16 protein-coding genes are annotated in these 21,554 nt (G+C 72.3%); 10 read left to right on the forward strand and 6 right to left on the reverse strand.

From position 1 onward, the window contains the following. Positions 1–99 precede the first annotated feature (99 nt). Positions 100–1,272, forward strand: a complete 1,173-nt coding sequence (locus tag ABGA98_RS27330) for an ROK family transcriptional regulator (RefSeq protein ID WP_347621257.1) — start codon at positions 100–102, stop codon at positions 1,270–1,272. Between the two features lie 51 nt (positions 1,273–1,323). On the opposite strand, the gene ABGA98_RS27335 is transcribed toward ABGA98_RS27330, so the two are convergent. The 3 genes from ABGA98_RS27335 to ABGA98_RS27345 are packed head-to-tail and all read right to left on the reverse strand — an operon-like array spanning position 1,324 to position 4,971. Next, on the reverse strand, positions 1,324–4,317 hold the full coding sequence (locus ABGA98_RS27335; RefSeq protein WP_347621258.1) for a glycoside hydrolase family 38 C-terminal domain-containing protein: 2,994 nt from the start codon (positions 4,315–4,317) through the stop codon (positions 1,324–1,326). A gap of 30 nt (positions 4,318–4,347) precedes the next feature. Then, complete coding sequence (locus ABGA98_RS27340; protein ID WP_347621259.1) at positions 4,348–4,677, reverse strand: ABC transporter permease subunit; 330 nt, start codon at positions 4,675–4,677, stop codon at positions 4,348–4,350. Between the two features lie 33 nt (positions 4,678–4,710). Further along, positions 4,711–4,971, reverse strand: coding sequence for a hypothetical protein (locus ABGA98_RS27345; protein WP_347621260.1), 261 nt, complete (start codon positions 4,969–4,971; stop codon positions 4,711–4,713). A gap of 78 nt (positions 4,972–5,049) precedes the next feature. Between ABGA98_RS27345 and ABGA98_RS27350 the strand changes: the two genes are divergently transcribed. Then, positions 5,050–8,811, forward strand: coding sequence for a S8 family serine peptidase (locus tag ABGA98_RS27350; RefSeq protein ID WP_347621261.1), 3,762 nt, complete (start codon positions 5,050–5,052; stop codon positions 8,809–8,811). A gap of 116 nt (positions 8,812–8,927) precedes the next feature. Here ABGA98_RS27350 and ABGA98_RS27355 read toward each other — a convergent pair whose 3' ends face one another. The 3 genes from ABGA98_RS27355 to ABGA98_RS27365 all read right to left on the reverse strand — a co-directional run bounded on the left by ABGA98_RS27355 (position 8,928) and on the right by ABGA98_RS27365 (position 12,668). After that, complete coding sequence (locus ABGA98_RS27355) at positions 8,928–10,592, reverse strand: arylsulfatase (RefSeq protein ID WP_347621262.1); 1,665 nt, start codon at positions 10,590–10,592, stop codon at positions 8,928–8,930. A 93-nt stretch (positions 10,593–10,685) separates the two neighbouring features. Beyond that, on the reverse strand, positions 10,686–11,573 hold the full coding sequence (locus tag ABGA98_RS27360; RefSeq protein WP_347621263.1) for a sulfotransferase: 888 nt from the start codon (positions 11,571–11,573) through the stop codon (positions 10,686–10,688). Positions 11,574–11,777: 204 nt separating this feature from the next. After that, a complete protein-coding gene (locus ABGA98_RS27365) occupies positions 11,778–12,668 on the reverse strand; it encodes a MurR/RpiR family transcriptional regulator (protein ID WP_347621264.1) in 891 nt (296 codons plus the stop codon). Between the two features lie 76 nt (positions 12,669–12,744). Here ABGA98_RS27365 and ABGA98_RS27370 point away from each other — a divergent pair, with 76 nt between their 5' ends. Genes ABGA98_RS27370 through ABGA98_RS27405 form a run of 8 tightly spaced genes read left to right on the forward strand, consistent with a single transcriptional unit; the run spans position 12,745 to position 21,548 of the window. Further along, complete coding sequence (locus ABGA98_RS27370) at positions 12,745–14,283, forward strand: ABC transporter substrate-binding protein (RefSeq protein WP_347621265.1); 1,539 nt, start codon at positions 12,745–12,747, stop codon at positions 14,281–14,283. Beyond that, a complete protein-coding gene (locus ABGA98_RS27375) occupies positions 14,283–15,251 on the forward strand; it encodes an ABC transporter permease (RefSeq protein ID WP_347621266.1) in 969 nt (322 codons plus the stop codon). Before ABGA98_RS27370 ends, ABGA98_RS27375 begins: the two co-directional genes overlap by 1 nt. Next, positions 15,248–16,078, forward strand: coding sequence for an ABC transporter permease (locus tag ABGA98_RS27380; protein ID WP_347621267.1), 831 nt, complete (start codon positions 15,248–15,250; stop codon positions 16,076–16,078). Before ABGA98_RS27375 ends, ABGA98_RS27380 begins: the two co-directional genes overlap by 4 nt. Beyond that, the gene (gene murQ / locus ABGA98_RS27385) at positions 16,075–16,974 is read left to right on the forward strand and encodes an N-acetylmuramic acid 6-phosphate etherase (RefSeq protein WP_347621268.1); all 900 of its coding nucleotides are present in this window, start codon (positions 16,075–16,077) and stop codon (positions 16,972–16,974) included. Before ABGA98_RS27380 ends, murQ begins: the two co-directional genes overlap by 4 nt. Beyond that, the gene (locus ABGA98_RS27390; RefSeq protein ID WP_347621269.1) at positions 16,971–18,158 is read left to right on the forward strand and encodes an anhydro-N-acetylmuramic acid kinase; all 1,188 of its coding nucleotides are present in this window, start codon (positions 16,971–16,973) and stop codon (positions 18,156–18,158) included. Before murQ ends, ABGA98_RS27390 begins: the two co-directional genes overlap by 4 nt. Continuing rightward, complete coding sequence (locus ABGA98_RS27395; protein ID WP_347621270.1) at positions 18,155–19,189, forward strand: serine hydrolase domain-containing protein; 1,035 nt, start codon at positions 18,155–18,157, stop codon at positions 19,187–19,189. Before ABGA98_RS27390 ends, ABGA98_RS27395 begins: the two co-directional genes overlap by 4 nt. Next, positions 19,186–20,790 carry an ABC transporter ATP-binding protein gene (locus tag ABGA98_RS27400; RefSeq protein ID WP_347621271.1) on the forward strand — a complete coding sequence of 535 codons (1,605 nt, stop codon included), beginning with the start codon at positions 19,186–19,188 and terminating at the stop codon, positions 20,788–20,790. Before ABGA98_RS27395 ends, ABGA98_RS27400 begins: the two co-directional genes overlap by 4 nt. A gap of 14 nt (positions 20,791–20,804) precedes the next feature. Beyond that, complete coding sequence (locus ABGA98_RS27405; protein ID WP_347621272.1) at positions 20,805–21,548, forward strand: carbon-nitrogen hydrolase family protein; 744 nt, start codon at positions 20,805–20,807, stop codon at positions 21,546–21,548. The last annotated feature ends 6 nt before the right edge of the window (positions 21,549–21,554 follow it).

The following is a 21,554-nucleotide window of genomic DNA, read 5'->3' on the forward strand; positions in this document are numbered from 1 at the left end:
CCGGTGGTTCTTGGGTTGCCAGGGAAGTTTCCTTGGGGTTGCCGAGAAGCTAAATCCATTTGATTTACAAAGTCAACAGTCTGTGTGATATTGGGCGACATGCAGCTGGGCACGAACCTGCCCAAGGTGGGGAGCTACAACCGCGCCGTGGTGCTGGAGGCGATCCAGGCCTCCGACGGGATCAGCCGCGTCCAGATCGCGGCCCGCACCAGGTTGACCGCGCAGACCGTGTCGGTGATCGTCCGTCGGTTGCTGGAGGAGGGGCTGGTCATCGAGGACGGCTCCGCGCCGTCCAACGGGGGCAAGCCGCGCACGATCCTGCGGGTCGACCCGGGCGCCGGCTACGCCATCGGCGTGCACTTCGATCCCGGGGAGATCTCCTGCGTGCTCGCCGACCTGGCCGGGCGGCCCGTCGCGCGGCTGCGCCTGCCGGTGCGGCCGGGGCACAAGCCGGACGCCGTGGTGCGGCAGATGGCCAGGGCCGCGCGGCGCATCCTCAGGGAGGCGGGGGTCGCCGACGGCAAGGTGCTGGGCGTGGGCCTGGCCTGCCCAGGGCCGCTGGACGGCGACGGCGTGATGGTGTCGCCGCCACGCCTGCCCGGCTGGGACCGGATTCCGATCAAGAGCCTGCTGGAGGAGCACACCCGTTTTCCCGTCACCGTCGACAACGACGCGACCGCCGCGGCGATCGGGGAGCGGTGGGCCGGGACCGCGCGGGCCACGCCGAGCTTCGCCTACCTCTACCTGGGGACGGGCATCGGGGGCGGGATCTTCCTCGACAACCAGGTCTATCGCGGGCGGTCGCTGAACGCCGCCGAGTTCGGCCACATGACGGTCGAACCGGACGGCCCCGAGTGTTACTGCGGCAACAGGGGATGCGTCGAGGCCGTCTGCTGCCCGAGCGCCATCGAGGCGGCGCTGGGCGACGGATCCGACCACGCCGCCATCTGCGCGGCGGCCGCGCGCGGCGAGCCCGAGGCCCGCGCCGTGATCGAACGCGTGGCCGGGAGGCTGGCCGACGCCGCCGTGAGCGTCGTGAACATGCTCGACATCGACCTGCTCGTGCTCGGCGGGCCCGCGCTCAGGGAGGTGGGCGGGATCTACCGCGAGGTGGTCGCGGCGGCCGTGTCGAGCAGGTCGCTGGCCAGGCGGCTGCACGCGGTCCAGGTGGAGACCTCGCCGATCGCGGCGGACGCCGCCGCGATCGGCGCCGCCTCGCTGGTCTTCCACGCCACGTACGCGCCCCGCCTGGGGGCGCTGCTCAGCGGCTGAGCGGGCCGCCCGGCCCACACCGGGCGGCCCTGACCTGATCACGCGGCCTGATCACGCGCGCTTGAATCGCAAGGTCACCAGCTCGAACGGGCGCAGCGTCAGCGGCACCGGGCCGTCGTGGCGCCGCGGCTCGGCCGTGGGACGCTCCAGCAGGTCCGTCTCGACCACCTCCGCCACCGGGAAGCCCGGCGTCAGCGTGGCCCGCGCCCGGCCGCCCCTCGACTCGTGGAAGCGCACGATCACGTCGCCGCTCTCGTCGTCGGCCAGCTTGACGGCGGTCACCACCACCGCGTCGTCGTCCACCGTCACCAGCGGCGCCACCTCGGCGTCGCCGGGCACGCGGCGCTCGGGCAGGTTGACGACATAGCCCTCGCGGACCGCGTCGCCGATCGTGGCGCCCGGCACCAGCGCGTGGCGGAAGCGGTGCACCCCCTGGTCGGTCTCCGGGTCGGGGAAGCGGGGGGCGCGCAGCAGCGAGACGCGTACGGTCGTGGTCGTGCCCGCGTCGCCGGCGGTGCGGGTGACGTCGTGGCCGTAGGTCGAGTCGTTGACCAGCGCGACGCCCCAGCCCGGCTCCTCCACGTGCACGAAGCGGTGGTTGCAGGCCTCGAACTTGGCCGCCTCCCAGCTCGTGTTGGTGTGCGTGGCACGGAAGACGTGGCCGTACTGGCTCTCGGAGGCGTACCGGTCGGCGTGCACGTCCAGCGGGAAGGCCAGCTTCAGGAACTTCTCCGTCTCGTGCCAGTCGACCTCGGTGTCGATGTCGAGCCGCCGGCCGGACAGCGTGAACACCTGCGTCACGCTCGACGAGCCGAAGGAGCGGCGGACCCGGACCGAGCCGTCCACCAGGCTCACCTCGTCGGCCTCGGTCAGGTCGGTGCCCGTGTTGCGGTAGAACTCGTCGACGTCCCAGGCGTCCCACTTGTTGGGGAAGTCGGGGTGCACCTGCAGCAGCCCGGCCACCTGGCCCGGGGCGACCGTCTCCCGGTCGGCGGCCACGTCGTGGACCGACACGATCAGGCCCCGGGCGTCGACCTCCACCCTCAGCACGCCGTTGTCCAGAACGTAACCCCCGCCGTCGCGGTCACCCGCGGAGGTCCGCACGCCGGCCTCCGGCCGTGCCGCGCCGCCCGCGGGAACGCCGTGGCGGGCGTGCGGGGCGCCGTTGAAGACGAGCGTGCCGCCGGAGGCGTCGCCGGCCAGCGCGCGCTGCGCGGTGTCGATGACGGCGTTCAGCTCCTCCGCCACCAGCTCGTACGTCCTGCGCGCCTCCCGGTGCACCCACGCGATCGACGAGCCGGGCAGGATGTCGTGGAACTGGTGCAGCAGCACCGTCTTCCAGATCCGGTCGAGCTGCGCGTACGGGTAGGGCGTCCCGGCGCGCACGGCCGCGGTCGCCGCCCAGAGCTCGGCCTCCCGCAGCAGGTGCTCGCTGCGGCGGTTGCCCTGCTTCGTCTTGGCCTGGCTGGTCAGGGTCGCCCGGTGCAGCTCCAGGTAGAGCTCGCCGGCCCAGACCGGCGGGTGGGGATATTCCGCCTCGGCTTTGGCGAAGAAGTCGGTCGGCGTCTCCCACGTGACGGCGGGCGAGCCCTCCAGGTCGCGTACCCGGGCGGCCTTGGCGACCATCTCGCGCGTCGTGCCGCCGCCTCCGTCGCCCCAGCCGGTCGGCGCGAGCGAGTGGCGGGCGACGCCCTTGTCCTTGAAGTTGCGGGCCGCGTGGGCCAGCTCGCCGCCCGTCATCGAGCAGTTGTAGGTGTCGACGGGCGGGAAGTGCGTGAAGATCCTGGTGCCGTCGAGGCCCTCCCACAGGAACGTGTGGTGCGGGAACGTGTTCGTCTGGCTCCACGAGATCTTCTGCGTGAGCAGCCGCTTCGACCCGGCCGCCTTGATGATCTGCGGCAGCCCGGCCGCGAAGCCGAACGTGTCGGGCAGCCACACCTCCTCGTTGTCGACGCCGAACTCGTCGATGAAGAAACGTTTGCCGTGCACGAACTGCCGGGCCATCGCCTCCGAGCCGGGCATGTTCGTGTCGGACTCCACCCACATGCCGCCCGCCGGGACGAACCGGCCGGAGGCCACCGCCTTGGTCACCTTCGCCCAGACCTCGGGCCGGTGCTCCTTGATCCACGCCCACTGCTGCGCCTGCGACATGGCGAACACGAAGTCCGGCTCGTCCTCCAGCAGCGCCGTCATGTTGGACGCGGTGCGGGCCACCTTGCGCACGGTCTCGCGCAGCGGCCACAACCAGGCCGAGTCGATGTGGGCGTGGCCGACGGCGCTGACGCGGTGCGCCGACGGCACGGCGGGGGCCGACAGCACGCCGGTCAGCTCGGCCCTGGCGGCGGCGGCCGTGCCGTTGACGTCCTGGAGGTCCACGGCGTCCAGCGCCCGGTTGACGGCCCGCAGCACCTCGTAGCGGCGGGCGCCGTCGACGGGCAGCTCGTGCATCAGCTCGCCGAGCACCTCCAGGTCCATCACGAGCTGCCACACGGTCTGGTCGAAGACGGCCAGGTCCATGCGGGTCAGCCGGTAGAGGGGGTCGCTCCCGGCCGTCTCCTTGTCGCCGAGCCTGGTCGGCTGGAACGGGTGCCGGCCGAGGATGACGGGGTTGGAGGCGGCCTCGACGTGCAGGCGCACCTGCTCGCCGCCCTTGACGGGGGCGCCGACGCGGACCCACTGGTTGCGCGGGTTGAGCCCCTTCACCGGGGTGCCGTCGGGGAGGTAGACCAGGCCCTCGCACTGGAAACCGGGCATGTCCTCGTCGAAGCCCAGGTCGAGCAGGGCTTCGACGGTCCGGCCCGCCCACCGCTCCGGCACCGTGCCGGTGACGGTGAACCAGCTCGTGCCCCACGGCGCGCCCCACGCGTCGCCCACCGCGATCGGCTCAGGCGCCGCGGCCAGCCCTTCGGCGACCGGTACGGGCTCGTCCGGCGCATGCCAGACGGCCACCTCCAGCGGCACCGACTCGGGATAAAGAGCGGGGCGGATCCGCTCGTTGAGCACACGCTTCAGGCGGGCTTCGACCAGGTCGCGGTCGTCGTGCATCAGGGACTCCTCACACAAAAAGGGGGACTGTCAGCCTTTGATGGCGCCTTCCTCCACGCCCTTGAAGAAGAAGCGCTGGAGTGCCGCGAAGACGATCACGATCGGCAGGAAGGAGATCATCGTGCCTGCCGCGATCAGCCGCGGGTTGGCGCTGAACGTGCCGTTCAAATACTGCAGGCCGACCGTGAGAGTGTAGTTGGCGGGGTCGGTCAGGACGATGAGCGGCCACAGGAAGTCGTCCCAGGCCCCGCTGAACGCGAAGATCGTGACCACGCTGAGCATGCCGCGCACGTTCGGCAGGCCGATGTGGCGCAGCCGCTGCCACGCCGTCGCCCCGTCGATGATCGCCGCTTCGTCCATTCTCCCGGGGGATCGCCTGAAACGCTGTACGCATCAACAGCACGTTAAGCATCCCGATCGCGCCCGGCAACGCCACCCGAGCAGGGTGTCGGCCAGACCGAGCGAGCGGACGGTGACGTACTGCGAGATGATCGTCACCTCGCCGGGCAGCACCAGCGTCGCCAGGAACAGCCCGAGCAGCAGCTTCGCGCCCCTGAAGCGGAGCTTGGCCAGGGAGGGCCACCGTCTCCTGGACCGGGGCCCGGGGACGGCCGTGACGAGTGGCGGATCCACGACAAGTCGGGATCTGGCCACGCCAACTTCATAGACAGCGCCAGCTCAGGGCCGCTAGGAAGTCGGGTATTCGTGCTTACCGATTTCTGGAGGTCGTTCATGCTGCATGGGTTAGGGCGCGCGAGACAAGGGCGGTGGCGGCGCGGGACGGTCATGGCCGCCACGGCCGCCGTGACCGCCGCGCTGCTGCCGGCCCCTGGCGCGCACGCGAGCGCCGCGCCGCCCGTGGAGTTCACGAGCGACGCGGCGCGCGACGAGATCACGCTGGTCACCGGTGATCGCGTACGCGTGCGCGCCGTGGACGGCGAGCACAGGACCGTGGCGGTCACCCCCGCGCCCCGGGCGGACGGCTCGGTGCCGACGTTCCAGGTGCTGGAGTCCGGCGGAGAGCTGAGCGTCATCCCCGACGACGTCGCCGCCCTGGTGCCCGAGCGGCTCGACAGCGCGCTGTTCAACGTGACGGCGCTGGCCGAGCAGGGGTACGACGACGCCATCCCGCTGATCTTCACCTACGCGGGGAACGCCCCCAAGGCCGCGGTGCCGTCCGTGAAGCAGGTCCGCACGCTGGAGAGCATCGGCGGGACGGGCGTGTCGGTGGCCGAGCGGGACGCGGTGGCGTTCGGGGCCGAGCTGGCCAAGCTGGACGGCCCGGACGCCCGAGCCGCCGGGCCGCTGGCGGGCGTGTCGAAGATCTGGCTCGACAGCAAGGTGAAGCCGGTCCTGGAGCACAGCGTGCCGCAGATCGGCGCGCCCGAGGCCTGGGCCGCGGGGTACGACGGCGCCGGCACCACCGTCGCCGTGCTCGACACCGGCGTGGACGCCGCGCACCCCGACCTCGCGGGCAAGGTCGCCGGTCAGCGCGACTTCACCGGCGAGGACGTCACGGGCGACCCGCACGGCCACGGAACCCACGTCGCGAGCACGATCGCGGGCGCCGGTACGGACGGCGGCGGCAAGGGCGTGGCGCCCGGCGCCAGGCTGCTCAACGGCCGGGTCCTGGGCGGCGACGGCTTCGGCCGGCTGTCGTGGATCATCGACGGCATGGAGTGGGCGGCCGGCGAGCAGCGCGCCGAGATCGTCAACATGAGCCTGGGCAGCCCGGAGCCGGGCGGCCCGCTGACCGCCGCGGTCTCCCGGCTGAGCGAGCAGCACGGGACGTTGTTCGTGGTGGCCGCGGGCAACGACGGGTGCGACTCGTGCGTGGGCGCCCCCGGCGACGCCGCGGAGGCGCTGACCGTCGGGGCGGTCGACCGCGAGGACCGGCTGGCCGACTTCTCCAGCAAGGGCCCGATCGTCGCCGACCAGGCCGTCAAGCCCGACGTGACCGCGCCGGGCGTCGACATCTCCGCCGCCAGGCCCGGCGGCGGGCACGCCGCGATGTCCGGCACCTCCATGGCCACCCCGCACGTCGCGGGCGCGGCGGCGCTGCTGCGGCAGGCCCGCCCAGGCGTCACGGGCGGCGAGCTGAAGTCGCTGCTCATGGCCACCGCCAGGCCGGGCCAGGACATCCCCGTCGACGCGCAGGGCGCGGGCAGGATCGACGTGGCCGCCGCGCTGAAGAACCCGGTCGCGGCCTCGGCGGGCTCGGTCAACTTCGGCAGGCTCGCCCCCGGCGAGGAGAAGAGCCTCACCGTCACCTACCACAACCTCGGGCAGCAGCCCGCGGAGCTGGACCTGTCGAGCGGCGGCGCGTTCGCCGTCGAACCGGCCGGGCTCACCGTGCCCGCGTCGGGGACGGCCGAGGCCACGGTCACCCTCAAGGCGGACGAGACGGGCCTCGTGCGGCAGGAGCTGACGGCCGCCGTCGCGGGCGGCGCACCCGTGCGCACGCTGCTGACCGCCGACGTCCAGGAGAAGCGCGTCGAGCTGCGTGTACGCGGCATCGCCCGCGACGGCCGCCCGGGCCGTGGCGGCTTCACCGTGCTCGACCTGGACGAGGGCACCCTGGTCGGCCGCGTGCTTCCCGGCGAGCCCGCGCAGCCGTGCACCGAGCAGAAGTACGGCAAGGGCACGTGCCTGCTCGTCAAGCCCGGCACGTACTCGGTGCTCGGCCACATCTTCACCATGCCGGCCGGCCAGGACAGCACCGCCAAGGGCACGCCGCTCAACGAGAGCCTGCTCGGCGACCCCGAGATGACGATCACCGAGGACACCGAGGTGGTGCTGGACGCCCGCAAGGCCGTCGAGGTCGAGGTCGAGACGCCCGACCACAGGACCAAGCGGAACACCGGCTCGGCCGCCGCGCTGCGGTGGTACCGGGCGGGGGAACAGGGCACCGCGCTGCGCGGCGGCACCCACATCGCGCCCGGCGGCCAGATCGAGGAGCGGCTGTTCGTCCAGCCCACCGAGAAGGTCGCCAAGGGCACGTTCGCCGTCTCCACCCGGTGGCGGCTGACCGCCCCCGAGATCACCCTCACCACCCCCGGGCTCGACCTGGAGCCCCAGTACGTGGACCCGGTCCAGTTCAGCGACTTCGCCACCGAGTACCCGCGCCTGGACGGCACCCGGCTGCTCATGGCGGCCGACGCGGGACGAGGCGGCCCCGGCGAGATCAAGGCCCGCGACCTGCGCGGCAAGCTCGCCGTCATCCGCCGCACCCCCGGAGTGCCGGTCTCGACGCAGTCCAACGCGGCAGCGGCGGCCGGGGCGAGCATGGTCGCCGTCTACAGCGACCAGCCGGGCCACGACGTCACCACCGGCGGCAACGGCGTCAAGCTCGCCGTCCCGACCGTGCGGCTGACGCACGAGGAAGGGCTGAGGCTCGTCGAACGGCTGCGCCGGCTGCAGGTGCCGATCGTGGCCAAGGGCATCGTCGCCAGCCCGTACGTGTACGACCTGTTCCTCCAGGAGAAGGGCCAGGTGCGCGACAAGCCGCGCTACGTGGTCAGGTCGAGGTCGCTGGCGAGGATCGAGACGGACTTCCACACCCAGCTCGCCGACGACGTGACGGTGAACGAGGCCAGGTTCGTCTTCCAGCCCTGGGACACCACGTCGGTCTCCACGAACCATCCCATGGCCAAGGCGCCGCGCACCCGGACCGACTACGTCACCCCCGGGCCCGACCTGCGCTGGGCCACGTCGGCCGGCGTTCCCGAGCGGCACTACAACACCATGTGGCCGCACCCGGACACGCCGCGCATCGCGCTGTCCTCGCCGGACCTGCGCCCGTACGAGGCGGGCGAGCGGGTCGGCCGCTCGGTGTTCAAGCAGCCGCTGCTGCCGGGCGTCAACCCGCGCAACCCCGTGCGCAGGGAGGGCGACAAGCTGCGCGTGTCCATGCAGGGCTTCGTGGACGCCGCCCGCAACTACGGCGACACCTACACCAGCAAGTTCGAGCACGGCATGACGACCGACTTCAGGCTCTACCAGGGCGACACGCTCCTGTGGCAGACGAACTACCTGCCGTCGGGGTCGGGCACGCTCTCCCCGGAGAAGGCCGGCTACCGGATCGAGTACGACCTGGCCAACGAGGCCGGCTGGGCGAAGTTGTCCACCCGTACCAAGGGGGTGTGGACTTTCAGCTCCGAGCGGGCCGCGGAAACGGCGGTGATCCCGCTGCTGCTGGCCACGTTCGACGCGCCGGTCGACCTGAAGAACCGGGCCGGGTCGCGGAAGCTGGGCCTGTCCCTCTACCACCAGGAGGGCGCGGAGCAGAGCGCGATCAGGGACGTCTCGCTGGAGGTGTCGTACGACGACGGCGCCACGTGGAAGCCACTCCGCCTGCGGGACAGGGGCGAACGGAGGTACGAGACGACCGTCGGCCGGTCGCCGTCCGGGTTCGTCTCGCTGCGGCTGAACGCCTCCGACGTCAACGGCAACACCCTGGCGCAGGAGGTGATCCGCGCCTACGCCACCCGCTGAGCGTCCCGCGCCGGAACGCGGGGTGAGGGCCGTGCACGGCCCTCCCCTTCACGCGTCGCCGGGGCTCACGTCGCCTGCCCGCCCGCGGCTCGTTCGCCGGGTGGCAGGCGACGCGCTCACGTGACGGGCCGGAGCGTGGGCGACGACGCGTCCGTGCGCTTGATGTGCCGTGCGCGGAAGACCTGCCTGCGGCCGCCCGCGGTGAAGGCGGCACGCGCGACGATGCGGCCGCGGCGCTTGGCGGGGAGCGGGAAGCCGACCGTGATCGCCGTGCCCGGCTCCAGCCGCGCCACCCGGTGCGCCCGTCGCTTGCGTGGCCCGTCGAGTCCCAGCTCGACCCCGCGCCACGGGCGGGACGACCCGTTGTGCAGGGTCACGACGACCTGGTCGTCCGTGAGCTGCGTGCGCAGCCCGTACGGGATGCGCGGGTCGGGCCCGATGGACGCGTCGAGGGTGGCCAGCAACTCGGCGGTCAGCTCGGGGCGGTCCGCCGCCAGGTCGAGCTTCTCGCCGGGGTCGGCGGACAGGTCGTAGAGCTCGACCCGGCCCTCGGGCCCGGCTCCGGCGATGTTCGGGGCGAACCGGACGACCTTCCACCGGCCGCGCCGGATGGCCTGGGCCTTGCGCGGCCGGTTCCACACCAGGTGGTCGTGCTCGGGCGCGTCGCCGCCGGTGAGCAGGCCGCGGAACGACCGCCCGTCGAGGTGGGCGGGCACCGGCACCTCCGCCAGGTCCGCCAGCGTCGGCAGCACGTCCCAGAACGCGACCGGCTGCCGCTCGACGCGGTGGCGTAACCCGGGCGACCAGGCGATCAGCGGCACGCGGATGCCGCCTTCGTACACGTCGCGCTTGTCGGCGCGGTACGGGCCGTTGGAGTTGAACAGCCAGGGCGTCACGCCCTTCTCACGGTGGGGGCCGTTGTCGCTGGTGAACAGCACGAGCGTGCGCTCGGCGACGCCCGCGTCCCGCAGCGCCCGCAGCAGGGCGGCGACGTCGGTGTCGAGCCGTGTCACCTGTGCGGCGTGGCGGCGGTTCGGATCGCTCCACGGCTCCTTCTCGTAGACGCCCGCGTCGCCGGGGATGGCACTGGGCGCGTGCGGCAGGTTGCTGGCGTAGTAGAGCAGGAACGGGTCGTCGTCGCCCTTGGCGATGAACTCGGCCGCCTTCTCGCGGAACAGGTGCGGCGCGTACGACCGGCCGGGGATGGACACCCTCCTGTCGTTGTGCCACAGGTAGGAGGGGAAGTAGTGGTGGGCGTGCCGGTGGGTGATGTAGCCGAAGAACTCGTCGAAACCGCGTACGTTCGGATGGGAGGCCTGGTGGGGCTGCTCCGGGCCGAAGCCCCACTTGCCGATGCAGGCCGTCCGGTAGCCGGACAGCCGCAGCAGCTCGGCGAAGGTGAGGTCGGCGTCGGTCAACGAGCGTTGCGGCCCGCCTTCGGGGTTGTCGCGCACGGTGCCGTGGCCGGCGTGCAGCCCGGTGAGCAACGCGCAGCGTGCCGGCGCGCACAGCGGCGCCCCCGAGTACGCCGTCGCGAACCGCACGCCCTCGGCGGCCATCCGGTCCAGGTTCGGCGTGTGGATCTTGCGCTGTCCCTGGCTGCCGATCTCACCCCATCCGAGGTCGTCGGCCAGGACGAGCAGGATGTTCGGCCGTGAGGGAAGGCGGCCGCGGACGGCTGCCGCGTCTGCCGCCGAGGGGGCCAGGGAGGCCGCTGAGGGCGCCGCGAGGCCGGCGAGAGTTCCGGCGAACAAGGTGCGGCGCGAAAGCCCGTTGATCACGAAGGGCAACATATCGGAGGTCGTGGGGAACGGCGGGCAAATCACCGGCGAACTCTGTCACAGCATGGCATCCACGGCGGTGAGAAAAGTCACTCACCGGAGATAGCCCCACTGGCGGCAGATCTGGTGGAGCTCCTCCGGGATCTCGTCGGCCTCGGGCAGCGGGCGGGCCGCGACGACGGTGCCGGCGCGGATCTTGTCCCGCCAGTCGCCGATGCCCTTGACGAAGGCGCCGTGGTCCTGATCGCCGTAGGCGAGCATGGCGGGCTCGTACCCGACGTCCAGGAACGCGCAGAGCCGGCGCAGCTCGGCCTCGGGGTCGGCGACCAGGTCCTCGTAGCGCAGCGTCAGGCCCTTCAGGTGCGTGCGCGCCTCCTGGAGGTAGGTCATGTAACTCAGCGTGCGCGGCACGGCCTCCTCCATGGGCCGTTTGGGCGGGTCGGCCTCGTGCCAGGACTGCACGATCGACATGGGGTGGCGCAGCAGGAAGACGAAACGCGCGTCCGGCCAGCAGGTCGAGATCCGCCGCCAGGCGAACACGTTGCTCGGCGTCTTCTCCGCCAGGATCGGCTTGCCGCTGCGGCTCAGCTCCCGGTGCAGCAGCCGGTCCCAGACGATGTGCTCGATGTCGCTGTGGGTGTGGCCGAGCAGGTCCATGGCCTGCCGTACGGGATCGGTGCCGAGGCCGACGGTCACCCGCCGGAAGTGCGTCTCGATCGGCGAGTGGATCCGCGAGTGGCTGTCGAGCATGACGCGCAGCAGTGTCGAGCCCGACCGTACGGACGACAGCAGGAAGACCGGCTCGCGCAGCAACCGGTCGTGCTCGCCGTCGACGGGCGGCCGCACCGCGTCGCCCGGCAGCCGTCGCAGCTCCGGCGGCGGCTTGGGGGCCGGTTTCGGCGCCTCCTTGCGCAGGCGGCGCGTCAACGTGTATCCCGTCAGGCCTTCGAGTGTGGCGTTGGCGCGGTACCTCCAGTTCATGGTGCTACAAGCTAGGGCGGCGCAGTGAACCCCAGGTGAATCGGGCCTGTGAACCTGTGCCGGACGCGGAGGCCGCTCGGGCCGCGGTGGCTCCCCGTTCAGGACGATGCGCCGCGGCCGGTCCGACGGCGAGACGGCGGGGACCGCCGAGGCCAGGGCCCTCGCCCGCCTGACCGGCTGCTACGGGCCGTACGTGAGCGGGTCCTAGCCGCGCTTGTGGACGGCGCGGTCGTGCACCACCGCGTACGTGTTGCGCAGCGCCTCCATCGACGCGTCGTAGGAGGCCTGCGCGACGCCGGTGAACAGGCAGTCGACGACCATGAGCTGGGCGATGCGGCTGCCCAGGGCCCCCGAGCGGAACCTGGTCTCCCGCGCGGCCGTCGTGAGCGTCACGTCGGCCGCGGCGGCCAGCGGCGACTCGCGGAAGTTCGTGATGGCCACCGTCGAGGCGCCCGACGCGCGGGCGATCGCCAGGAACTCGACCGTGTCGGTGGTGGCTCCGGTGTGCGAGACGGCCACCGCCACGCACGTGCCGTCGAGCGTGGCCGCCGACGTCCAGGCCGCGTGCGCGTCGTGCCAGTTGATCGCGGTACGGCCGATGCGCGACAGCTTCGTCTGCAGGTCGAGGCCCACCAGGGCGCTCGCGCCGACGCCGAAGGTGTCGATCCTGCGGGCCCCCAGCAGCAGCGCCACCGCCTCGCCGAGCGCCTCGATGTCCAGCGCGCGGGCCGTGTCGGCGATGGACAGCGTCTCGTTCATCGCCACCTTGGAGACGATGCCCTCAAGGCTGTCGTGGCGGTCGATGTCGCCGGACACCTCCGGCAGGCTCGAGGTGGCCAGCTCCTCCCTGGCCACCGCCCTGGTCAGGTCGATCCTGAAGTCCTTGTAGTGCGCGTACCCCATGCGCTGGTAGAAGCGCACCACCGAGGTCGTGGAGGTCTCGCAGCGGGCGGCCAGCTCGGCGATGGACAGGTTGGCGGTGGCGGCCGGGTCGCCGGTGAACTCCTCCGCGATGCGCCGCTCCGACGGCCGCAGCGCGGGCATGGCCGCACGGATGCGGATCAGTACGGTTTCGGCTTCCTCGCCCATCGTCATCCCCCGCAGAAGGAAAATAAGTACCTTGATGGTAGGGTCTGCGTAATTTTATGACCTACTCCTCCGAGGAGACCACATGCCCCGTGGCGCGCTCTCCGCGGTCGGCATCGCCGCTGCGCTGTCCATCGCCCTCACCAGCTGCTCGTCGTCCTCCGGCCCCGCCGCCGGTGGCGACACCCCCGCCAAGGGCCTCGTGGTCGGCGTGACCTCAGACCCCGACACGCTGTTCCCCTGGAAGGCCACCCAGTTCCAGGCCGTCAACGTGCTGCAGAACCTCTACGGCACGCTCACGGAGTTCGACAAGGACCTCAACGTGGTGCCAGGGCTGGCCGAGTCGTGGGAGACCTCGGAGGACGGCGAGAAGCTCACCCTCAAGCTCCGCCAGGGCGTGACCTTCGCCGACGGCAGCGCGCTCGACTCCAAGGACGTCAAGGCGTCCCTCGAGAAGATCATGGACGAGAAGACGGCGGCCGTGGCCAGGGCGTCGCTGTCGTCGGTGAAGTCCGTCGAGGCGCCCGACGCGAGCACGGTGGTGCTGGAGCTGACCGGCCCCGACGCGGCGCTGCCCGCCAACCTCGCCACCGTCAACATGGCCATCCTCTCCTCCGACGACACCGAGCAGGAGCTCACCACCACCCCCAACGGCACGGGGCCGTTCACGCTGAGCAAGCGCGTGGCCAGCCAGTCGATCACGCTGGCCAGGAACGACAAGTACTGGGGCCCCGAGAAGCCGAAGGTCCCGACGGTCGAGTTCCGGGTGATCCCCGACGAGTCGTCCATCGTGTCGGCGATGCAGTCGGGCAACGTGCAGCTCGCGGTCTTCGACGACCCGCTCGTCGCCCAGACCGCCGAGGGCGGCGGCACCATCACCGTCGCCAAGACGCCGCAGCTCAACTACCACGTCCTCCAGCTCAACGCGAGCCACGGCGAGCTCAAGGACGTCAACGTGCGGCTGGCGATCCAGTGCGCCATCGACCGCAAGCAGGTGCTCGACACGGCCGCGCTCGGCGAGGGCGAGGTGACCGGCCCGATCACCGCGCCGGCCTACAAGTCGGACCCGGCCAAGCGCCCCTGCCCCACCCGCGACCTGGCCAAGGCGGCCGGCTACCTCGCCAAGGCCGGCAAGTCCGGCGGCGTGACCGTCAAGACCATCGTCTCCCAGGGCGAGTACGCCACCTCCGTCAACGAGGCCCAGAACCTCAAGGCGCAGCTCGCCGAGGCCAAGATCAACCTGGAGCTGGAGGTGCTGGAGTCGGGCGCGTTCGTGGACCGCTGGGTGGCGGCCGACTTCGACGCCGCCGTCGCGCTCAACGGCGGCCGGCCCGACCCCGACGGCTCCTACGGCCGCTACTTCACCAGCGACGGCAACCTCAACAAGGTCGCCGGCTACAGCTCGCCCGAACTGGACAAGCTGTTCGCGCAGGGCAAGGCGACCACCGACCAGGCCGCCCGCAAGCCGATCTACGACCAGGTCGCCGCCCACCTGGAGGACAACGCCGCCTGGATCTGGTTGTTCGCCGGCTACACCTACACCGCGACCACCTCGAACGTGCAGGGCTTCGTCCCGATGGCCAGCGGCTCGCTGCAGTACCTGCGCACCACGTCCGTCAGCTGATGCGCCGGATCGCAGGCAACCGCGCCCTCCGGCGCGTGGCGAGCACGGTGGGCACCCTGTTCGGGGTGGCCGTGTTCGTGTTCGTCATGCTCCGGGCGATCCCCGGCAACCAGATCACGGCGGGGCTCGGCACCGAGGCCGCGGCGCTCACCCCGGCGCAGAAGCAGGCGCTGGAGCAGTACTACGGCCTCGACCAGCCGCTGGTCACGCAGTTCTTCGCCTGGCTCGGCAACATGTTCACCGGGAACTTCGGCTACTCGGCGCGCTCCCAGCAGAGCGTGCTCGACCTGACCCTGCACGCGTTGCCGGTGACGTTCGAGCTGGCGGTCTTCTCCATCGTGCTGGCCCTGCTGATCGGGGTGCCGCTCGGCATGCTCTCGGCGTCGAAGGCCAACGCGCCCAGGGACGCCTTCGGCCAGGTCGTGAGCCTGGCCGGGCTGTCGATCCCGGCCTTCCTGCTGGCCACCACGCTGCTGTCGGTCTTCGCGGCGTCGTTCGGGTTCAACCCCAACGGGCAGGGCTTCGCCACGCTCGCCGAGGACCCGCTGCTCAACCTGCAGCAGATGTTTCTTCCCGCGCTCGTCCTCGGCTTCGGCATCGCGGCGCCGATCCTGCGCACCACCCGCACGGCGGTGCTCGAGGTGCGCTCGCACGACTTCGTGCGCACCGCCCGGGCCAAGGGCGTGCCGGAGCGGCGGCTGCAGGTCAGGCACGTGCTCGGCAACGCGCTCGTGCCCATCGTCACCATGACGGGCCTGCAGTTCGGCTACCTGCTCGGCGGCGCGGTGGTGGTCGAGCAGATCTTCTCCGTGCCGGGCATCGGCCGGCAGGTGCTGCTGGGCATCCAGCAGAAGGAGTACGCGGTCGTGCAGAGCACCGTGCTGGTGATCGCGCTGGCGTTCGTGGTCGTCAACCTCCTGACCGACGCGCTCTACCGGATCATCGACCCGCGGGTGAGGGCGTCATGACCGCGCTGCTGCGGCGCAGCCCCGCCGGGGTCGCGGGCGTCGTCATCCTCGTGCTGCTGGCCGCCGTGGCGGCGCTGTCGTACGCGGGACTGCTGCCGTACGACCCGATCGCCCAGCATCCGCCGTCGCGGTTCCGCGCGCCGTCGGGCGAGCACCTGTTCGGCACCGACCAGTTCGGCAGGGACGTGTTCTCCCGCGTGGCGGCCGGCGTGGGCAACTCCGCGTTCGTCGCGGTCGTGGCGGTGGCGTTCGCGACCGTGGTGGGCACGCTGGGCGGGCTCGTGTCCGGCTTCTACCGCGGCGTCGCCGACGGCGCGATCGGCGGCGTCACGAACGTGTTGTTCGCGTTCCCGCCGCTGCTGCTGGCGCTGTCGTTGGCCTCGGTGCTGGACCGCAACCGGTTCACCATCGCCGTGGCCATCGCGATCGTGTACGTGCCCATCTTCATCCGCGTCACCCGCGGGCCCGTGTTGTCGCTCAGGGAGATCGAGTACGTCAAGGCGGCCGTCTCGACCGGGCTGAGCCGCTGGCAGATCATGCTGCGCCACGTGCTGCCCAACATCACCTCGATCATCGTCGTCCAGGTCGCGCTCTCGCTGTCGTGGGCGGTGCTCACCGAGGCGTCGCTGAGCTTCCTCGGCCTGGGCACGCCGCCGCCGGCGCCCTCGCTCGGGTCGATGATCTTCGAGGCGCGCAGCCTGGTGTTCATCGCCCCCTGGACGCTGATCGCGCCGGGCGCCGTCGTCGTCCTGCTCGTGGTGGGCCTGAACCTGCTCGGTGACGGCCTGCGTGACACTCTCGACCCGCGAAACCGAGGCAAGCGGTGAACCTCTCACACCTGACGACGGAAACGGCCGATCCCCGGTTCGCCGGGATCGACACGATGAGCGTGGGCGAGCTGGCCGCGACCATGAACGCGGCCGACGCCACGGTCCCCGCCGCGGTCGCCCGGGCGCTGCCGCGGATCACGGAGGCGATCGAGGCCACCGCCGAACGCGTGCGGTCCGGCGGCCGGCTCGTCTACGTCGGCGCGGGCACCCCCGGGCGGCTCGGCGTGCTGGACGCCTCCGAATGCCCGCCCACGTTCGGCACGCCCCCCGGGCAGGTCTTCGCCATCATCGCCGGCGGTGAGAGCGCGATCGTGTCGCCCTGCGAGGGCGCCGAGGACGACGAGGAGGCCGGGGCGGCGGCCGTCGACGCGGCCGGTGTGGGGCCGCTCGACACCGTGGTGGGCATCGCGTCCAGCGGGCGCACCCCGTACGTGGTGGCCGCGGTACGGCGGGCCGGGGAGCTGGGCGCGCTGACCGTGGGGCTGTCCTGCAACGCGGGCACGCCGCTGAGCGCGGCCGCCGCGCACGCCGTCGAGGTGCTCGTCGGGCCCGAGGTGGTCAGCGGCTCGACCAGGCTCAAGGCGGGCACGGCGCAGAAACTCGTGCTCAACATGTTCTCGACGATCGTCATGGTGCAGCTCGGCAAGACGTACGGGAACCTGATGGTCGACGTGAAGGCGACCAACGGCAAGTTGCGCGAGCGTGCCGTGCGCATCGTGCGCACGATCACGGGCGTGGAGCGCGAGGAGGCGCTGGCCGTGCTGGACGCCAACGGCTTCAACGTCAAACAGGCGGTCGTCGCCGCCCGCTTCGGCCTGGACCCGCGGGACGCGGCGGCGCGGCTGGCCGGAGCCGGCGGCAGGCTGCGCGCGGCACTGGGGGAGCGGGCATGAGGGTTCTCGGGATGATCTCCGGCACGTCGCACGACGGGATCGACGTGGCCATGGTGGACTTCGAGCTGACGGGCGGTGTGCTCCACGGCCGGGTCGGCCACACGGCGAGCACACCGTACCCGGAGGACCTGCGGGCCCGGCTGGTCGCGGCGCTGCCGCCCGCGCCCGCGACGCTGGCCGAGGTGTGCGAGCTCGACACGCTCATCGGGCAGTGCTTCGCCGAGGCCGCCGCCGCGGCGATCGCCGAGGGCGGCCCCGCCGACCTGATCGTCTCCCACGGGCAGACCGTCTACCACTGGGTCGAGGGGGCGCACGCGCGCGGCACGCTGCAGATCGGCCAGCCGGCCTGGATCGCCGAGCGCACGGGCACGCCCGTGCTGTCCGACGTGCGCATCAGGGACATCACGGCGGGCGGGCACGGCGCCCCGCTGGTGTCGGTGCTGGACGGGCTGCTGCTCGGCGCGTACGACGGCGGCGCGGGCGCGCTCAACCTGGGCGGCATCGCCAACATGACCGTGGTGCGCGGCGCCGAGCTGTACGCCTACGACATCGGCCCGGCCAACGCGCTCATCGACGCCGTGGTGACGGGCAGAGGGCTGAACCCCCGCGGGTTCGACGTGGACGGGCGGATCGCGGCGTCGGGGCGGGTGCGGCCGCGGCTGCTGGACGTGCTGCTCGACGAGCCCTACTACCGGCTGGCCCCGCCCAAGAGCACCGGCAAGGAGCTGTTCCACCCCGGCTACGTCGAGGAGGCGCTTGCCAGGACAGGCGGCGCGGCGGGAGGTGCGGCGGGCGGCGAGGTGAGCGACGCGGACCTGGTGGCCACGCTCACCGAGCTGACCGTGCGCACGGTCGCCCATGACGTGCGGGCCGCGGAGGTGAGCACGCTGGTCGTCTCCGGCGGCGGCTGCCGCAACCCGGTGCTCATGGACGGGCTGCGCTCGGCGCTGCCCGCCGTGGACGTGCGGCCGTCCGACGACCTGGGCGCGCCCGCCGACGACAAGGAGGCCATCGCGTTCGCCCTCATCGGCTGGCTGAGCGCGCACGGCCTGCCGGGCACCGTGCCCGGCGGCACGGGCGCGCGGGCCGCCCGCGTCCTCGGCACCCTGACCCCGGGCGCGGGCCCGCTCGTGTTGCCGGCGCCGCTCGCCGGCTCGCCCCGGGCTCTGGTGCTGGCGCGGTGAAGGCGCCACCCGGCGTGGTCATGGCCGCGCGCACGCCCTGGTTCGACCTCACCGAGTGCACCGGCCACCGCACCGTGCGCTGGGTCGACGGCGAGCGCGAGGGCGTCGCCGCGATGACCCTCGGCACCTACCACGACCTGGCCTCGGTCACCAAGGTCCTGGCCACCACCACGGCGCTCATCCGCCTGGTGTCCGACCGGCTCGTGGATCTCGACGCGCCGCTCAGCGCGTACCTGCCGCGGTCGTACGAGGCGATCACCGTGCGGGACCTGCTGCTGCACCGGGGCGGCCTGTGGGAGTGGTGGCCGCTCTACATCCAGCCGCGGCTGCCGCCGCCGCGCTACCGTCCCGGCCGCGCACGGCACTACTCCGACCTCGGCTTCATCCTGCTGGGCCGGATCGTCTCGGCCGTCACCGGGCTGCGCCTGGAGCGGGCCGTGGCCGAGCTGGTCACCCGGCCGCTCGGGCTCACCTCGACCACCTACGCCCGACCGGCCGGCTCCGAGGTGGCCATGAGCGCCCTGGACGACCGGGTTGAGATGCGCATGCTGGACACGGGGGAGCCGTACCCCGTGCCGTACCGCAGCGGCGACTTCGCCGGCTGGCGCCGCGCGCCCGTGCTCGGCCAGGTCGCCGACGGCAACGCCCACCACGCCTTGGGCGGGGTCTCCGGGCACGCGGGGCTCTTCTCGACCGTGCCCGACCTGCTCAAGTACTGCACCGCGATGTCCCGCTACGAGGAGCACGACCGGCTGTGGCGGCCCGAGGTTGCACGGGAGTTCTTCGCCCCCGGCCCCGACCCCGCGCAGGCGCTCGGCTTCCGCAGGTACGACCTGGCGCTCGCCGGCGAGACGGTCACCGTGCTCGGCCACCCCGGCTACGTGGGCTGCGCCGTCGGCTTCGTGCCCGGCCGCGACATCGCCCTCGTGCTGGCGAGCAACCGTCTGCTCGTCGAGGGTGTCCCGGTGCCGACCGAGGAGCTCTGGGCCGACCTGCTGCAGGCCACCACCGAACGATCGAGGACCGTATGAGCCCGCTCCTGGAGATCCGCGACCTCTCGGTCGCCTTCCGCACCCGGCGGCAGGACGTCACCGTCGTCAAGAACGTCTCGATGGAGATCCTGCCCGGCCAGACCGTGGCGGTCGTCGGCGAGTCGGGGTCGGGCAAGTCCACCACGGCGGCCGCGGTCAACCGGCTGCTGCCCGGCAACGGCCGCATCACCGGCGGCCAGGTGCTCTTCGACGGCCGCGACCTGGCCACGGCGAGCGAGCGCGAGATGACGGCGATCCGCGGGGCGGGCATCGGCCTGGTCCCGCAGGACCCGATGTCGAACCTCAACCCGCTCATGCGCATCGGCGACCAGATCGCCGAGGCCCTGGAGGTGCACGGCGTCGCCGCGGGAAAGGCCGCCCGCGCCCGCGTGGTCGAGCTGCTGGACATGGCCGGCATCCCCGACCCCGAGCGGCGGATCGGGCAGTACCCGCACGAGTTCTCCGGCGGCATGCGGCAGCGGGCCCTGATCGCCATGGGGCTGGCCTGCCGGCCCAGGCTGCTCATCGCCGACGAGCCCACCTCCGCGCTGGACGTCACCGTGCAGCGGCGCATCCTCGACCAGCTCGGGCAGCTGACCGCCGACATGGGCACGGCGGTCTTCCTCATCACGCACGACCTGGCGCTGGCCGCCGAGCGGGCCGACGTGGTGGCCGTCATGTACCAGGGCGAGATCGTCGAGACGGGGCCCGCCGCCGCCATCCTGGCCGAGCCCGGGCACGAGTACACCAGGCGGCTGCTGAAGGCCGTGCCGAGCCTGTCGTCGGTGCGCCTGCTCGAACCGCCGCCCCCGTCCGGCGACCCGTCCGGCGACCTGGCCGTCGTCGAGGACCTGCGCAAGGTCTACCCGCTCAGGGGCACCGGCGAGGAGATCACCGCGGTGGACGCGGTCTCCTTCACCATTCCGCGCGGCAGCACCGTCTCCATCGTGGGCGAGTCGGGCTCGGGCAAGTCGACCACCGCCAACCTGCTGCTCGGCCTCGAAGACCTCACCTCGGGCCGCATCCGCTTCGACGGCACGGACATGACGGCGCTGGGCCGGCGTGACCTGTTCGCGTTCCGCCGGCGCGTCCAGCCGGTCTTCCAGAACCCGTACGCCTCGCTCGACCCCCGCTACACGGTCGGAAAGTCGATCGCCGAGCCGCTGCGCGTGCACCGCGTCGGTACGGCGGCCGACCGCAGGAAGGCGGCGGCCGAGCTGCTGGAGAAGGTGTCGCTGCCGGCGTCGACGGCCGAGCGGCTGCCCCACGAGCTGTCCGGCGGCCAGCGCCAGCGGGTGGCCATCGCCAGGGCGCTGGCCCTCTCGCCGGAGCTGGTCGTGCTCGACGAGGCGGTCTCGGCGCTCGACGTGCTGGTCCAGGCGCAGATCCTGGAGCTGCTCGCAGACCTGCAGCGGGAGCTGGGGCTGAGCTACCTGTTCATCAGCCACGACCTGGCCGTGGTTCGGATGATCTCGCACGCCGTGCACGTCATGCGCGAGGGGCGGATCGTGGAGAGCGGCACCGCCGAGGAGATCTTCGACCATCCGTCGGACGGCTACACCCGCGAGCTGCTCGCGGCCATCCCGGGCAACCTCGCCTGAGCCACAGTGGAAACGTGAAGATCCTCCTGGTTCAACCTCCCCGCTGGTCCCCCGACGGCCACGCCAACTTCGACGCGATCGAGGAGCTCGTCGCCTCCCACGCCGGTGACGTGATGCTGCTGCCCGAGCTGGCCGGATCGAGCCTGCCCCGCGCCGCCTACCTCGACCGGGTCCGCACGCTGGCCCTGCGGTCCGGGACGGCCGTCGTCGGCGGCTCGCACTACGACGCCGTCGACGGTGGCCCGATCAACAGGGGCGCCGTGTTCGGCGCGGACGGCACGCTGCTGGCCGAGTACGACAAGGTCCACCCCTACGGGATCGAACGTCGCTCCGGAGTGCTGCCCGGCCGGCCCGGCGCCGGCTTCGAGCTGCACGGCCGGCGCCTGCGCGTCCTGCTCTGCGCCGACCTGTGGTATTCGGGGAGCCTGGCCGGGAACGACGGGCTCGACGCGGTCCTGGTGCCCGCCTTCTCCCTCACCCGCTGGGACGGTCCCGCCCCTGCGCGCGAGTTGTGGCGGCACATGAGCGTGGCGCGGGCGTACGAGTTCATGACGTACGTGGCCGTCAGCGACTGGCACCACGAGGCCACCTACCTCGGGCATCCGTGCGCCGGGGTCACCGGGTTCGCCGATCCCTGCCCGCGGACGCACGCGGGTTTCTTCTCCGGCCCCCCACCCGCCGCCGTGTCGGCGTACGATCTCGACTTCGACCGGCTGGACGCCTTCCGGCACGACCGGGCGGAGCGGGGATTCCGATAGGAGGGC

The sequence above is a fragment of the Nonomuraea sp. B1E8 genome (genome assembly GCF_039871515.1).
GTDB lineage: Bacteria > Actinomycetota > Actinomycetes > Streptosporangiales > Streptosporangiaceae > Nonomuraea.

Bases quoted from the DNA above. Each gene is read 5' to 3' on its own strand.
- ABGA98_RS27330 (WP_347621257.1), top strand. From the start codon at position 100: ATGCAGCTGGGCACGAACCTGCCCAAGGTGGGGAGCTACAACCGCGCC.
- ABGA98_RS27335 (WP_347621258.1), bottom strand. From the start codon at position 4,317: ATGCACGACGACCGCGACCTGGTCGAAGCCCGCCTGAAGCGTGTGCTC.
- ABGA98_RS27340 (WP_347621259.1), bottom strand. From the start codon at position 4,677: ATGGACGAAGCGGCGATCATCGACGGGGCGACGGCGTGGCAGCGGCTG.
- ABGA98_RS27350 (WP_347621261.1), top strand. From the start codon at position 5,050: ATGCTGCATGGGTTAGGGCGCGCGAGACAAGGGCGGTGGCGGCGCGGG.
- ABGA98_RS27360 (WP_347621263.1), bottom strand. From the start codon at position 11,573: ATGAACTGGAGGTACCGCGCCAACGCCACACTCGAAGGCCTGACGGGA.
- ABGA98_RS27365 (WP_347621264.1), bottom strand. From the start codon at position 12,668: ATGACGATGGGCGAGGAAGCCGAAACCGTACTGATCCGCATCCGTGCG.
- ABGA98_RS27370 (WP_347621265.1), top strand. From the start codon at position 12,745: ATGCCCCGTGGCGCGCTCTCCGCGGTCGGCATCGCCGCTGCGCTGTCC.
- ABGA98_RS27375 (WP_347621266.1), top strand. From the start codon at position 14,283: ATGCGCCGGATCGCAGGCAACCGCGCCCTCCGGCGCGTGGCGAGCACG.
- ABGA98_RS27380 (WP_347621267.1), top strand. From the start codon at position 15,248: ATGACCGCGCTGCTGCGGCGCAGCCCCGCCGGGGTCGCGGGCGTCGTC.
- ABGA98_RS27390 (WP_347621269.1), top strand. From the start codon at position 16,971: ATGAGGGTTCTCGGGATGATCTCCGGCACGTCGCACGACGGGATCGAC.
- ABGA98_RS27400 (WP_347621271.1), top strand. From the start codon at position 19,186: ATGAGCCCGCTCCTGGAGATCCGCGACCTCTCGGTCGCCTTCCGCACC.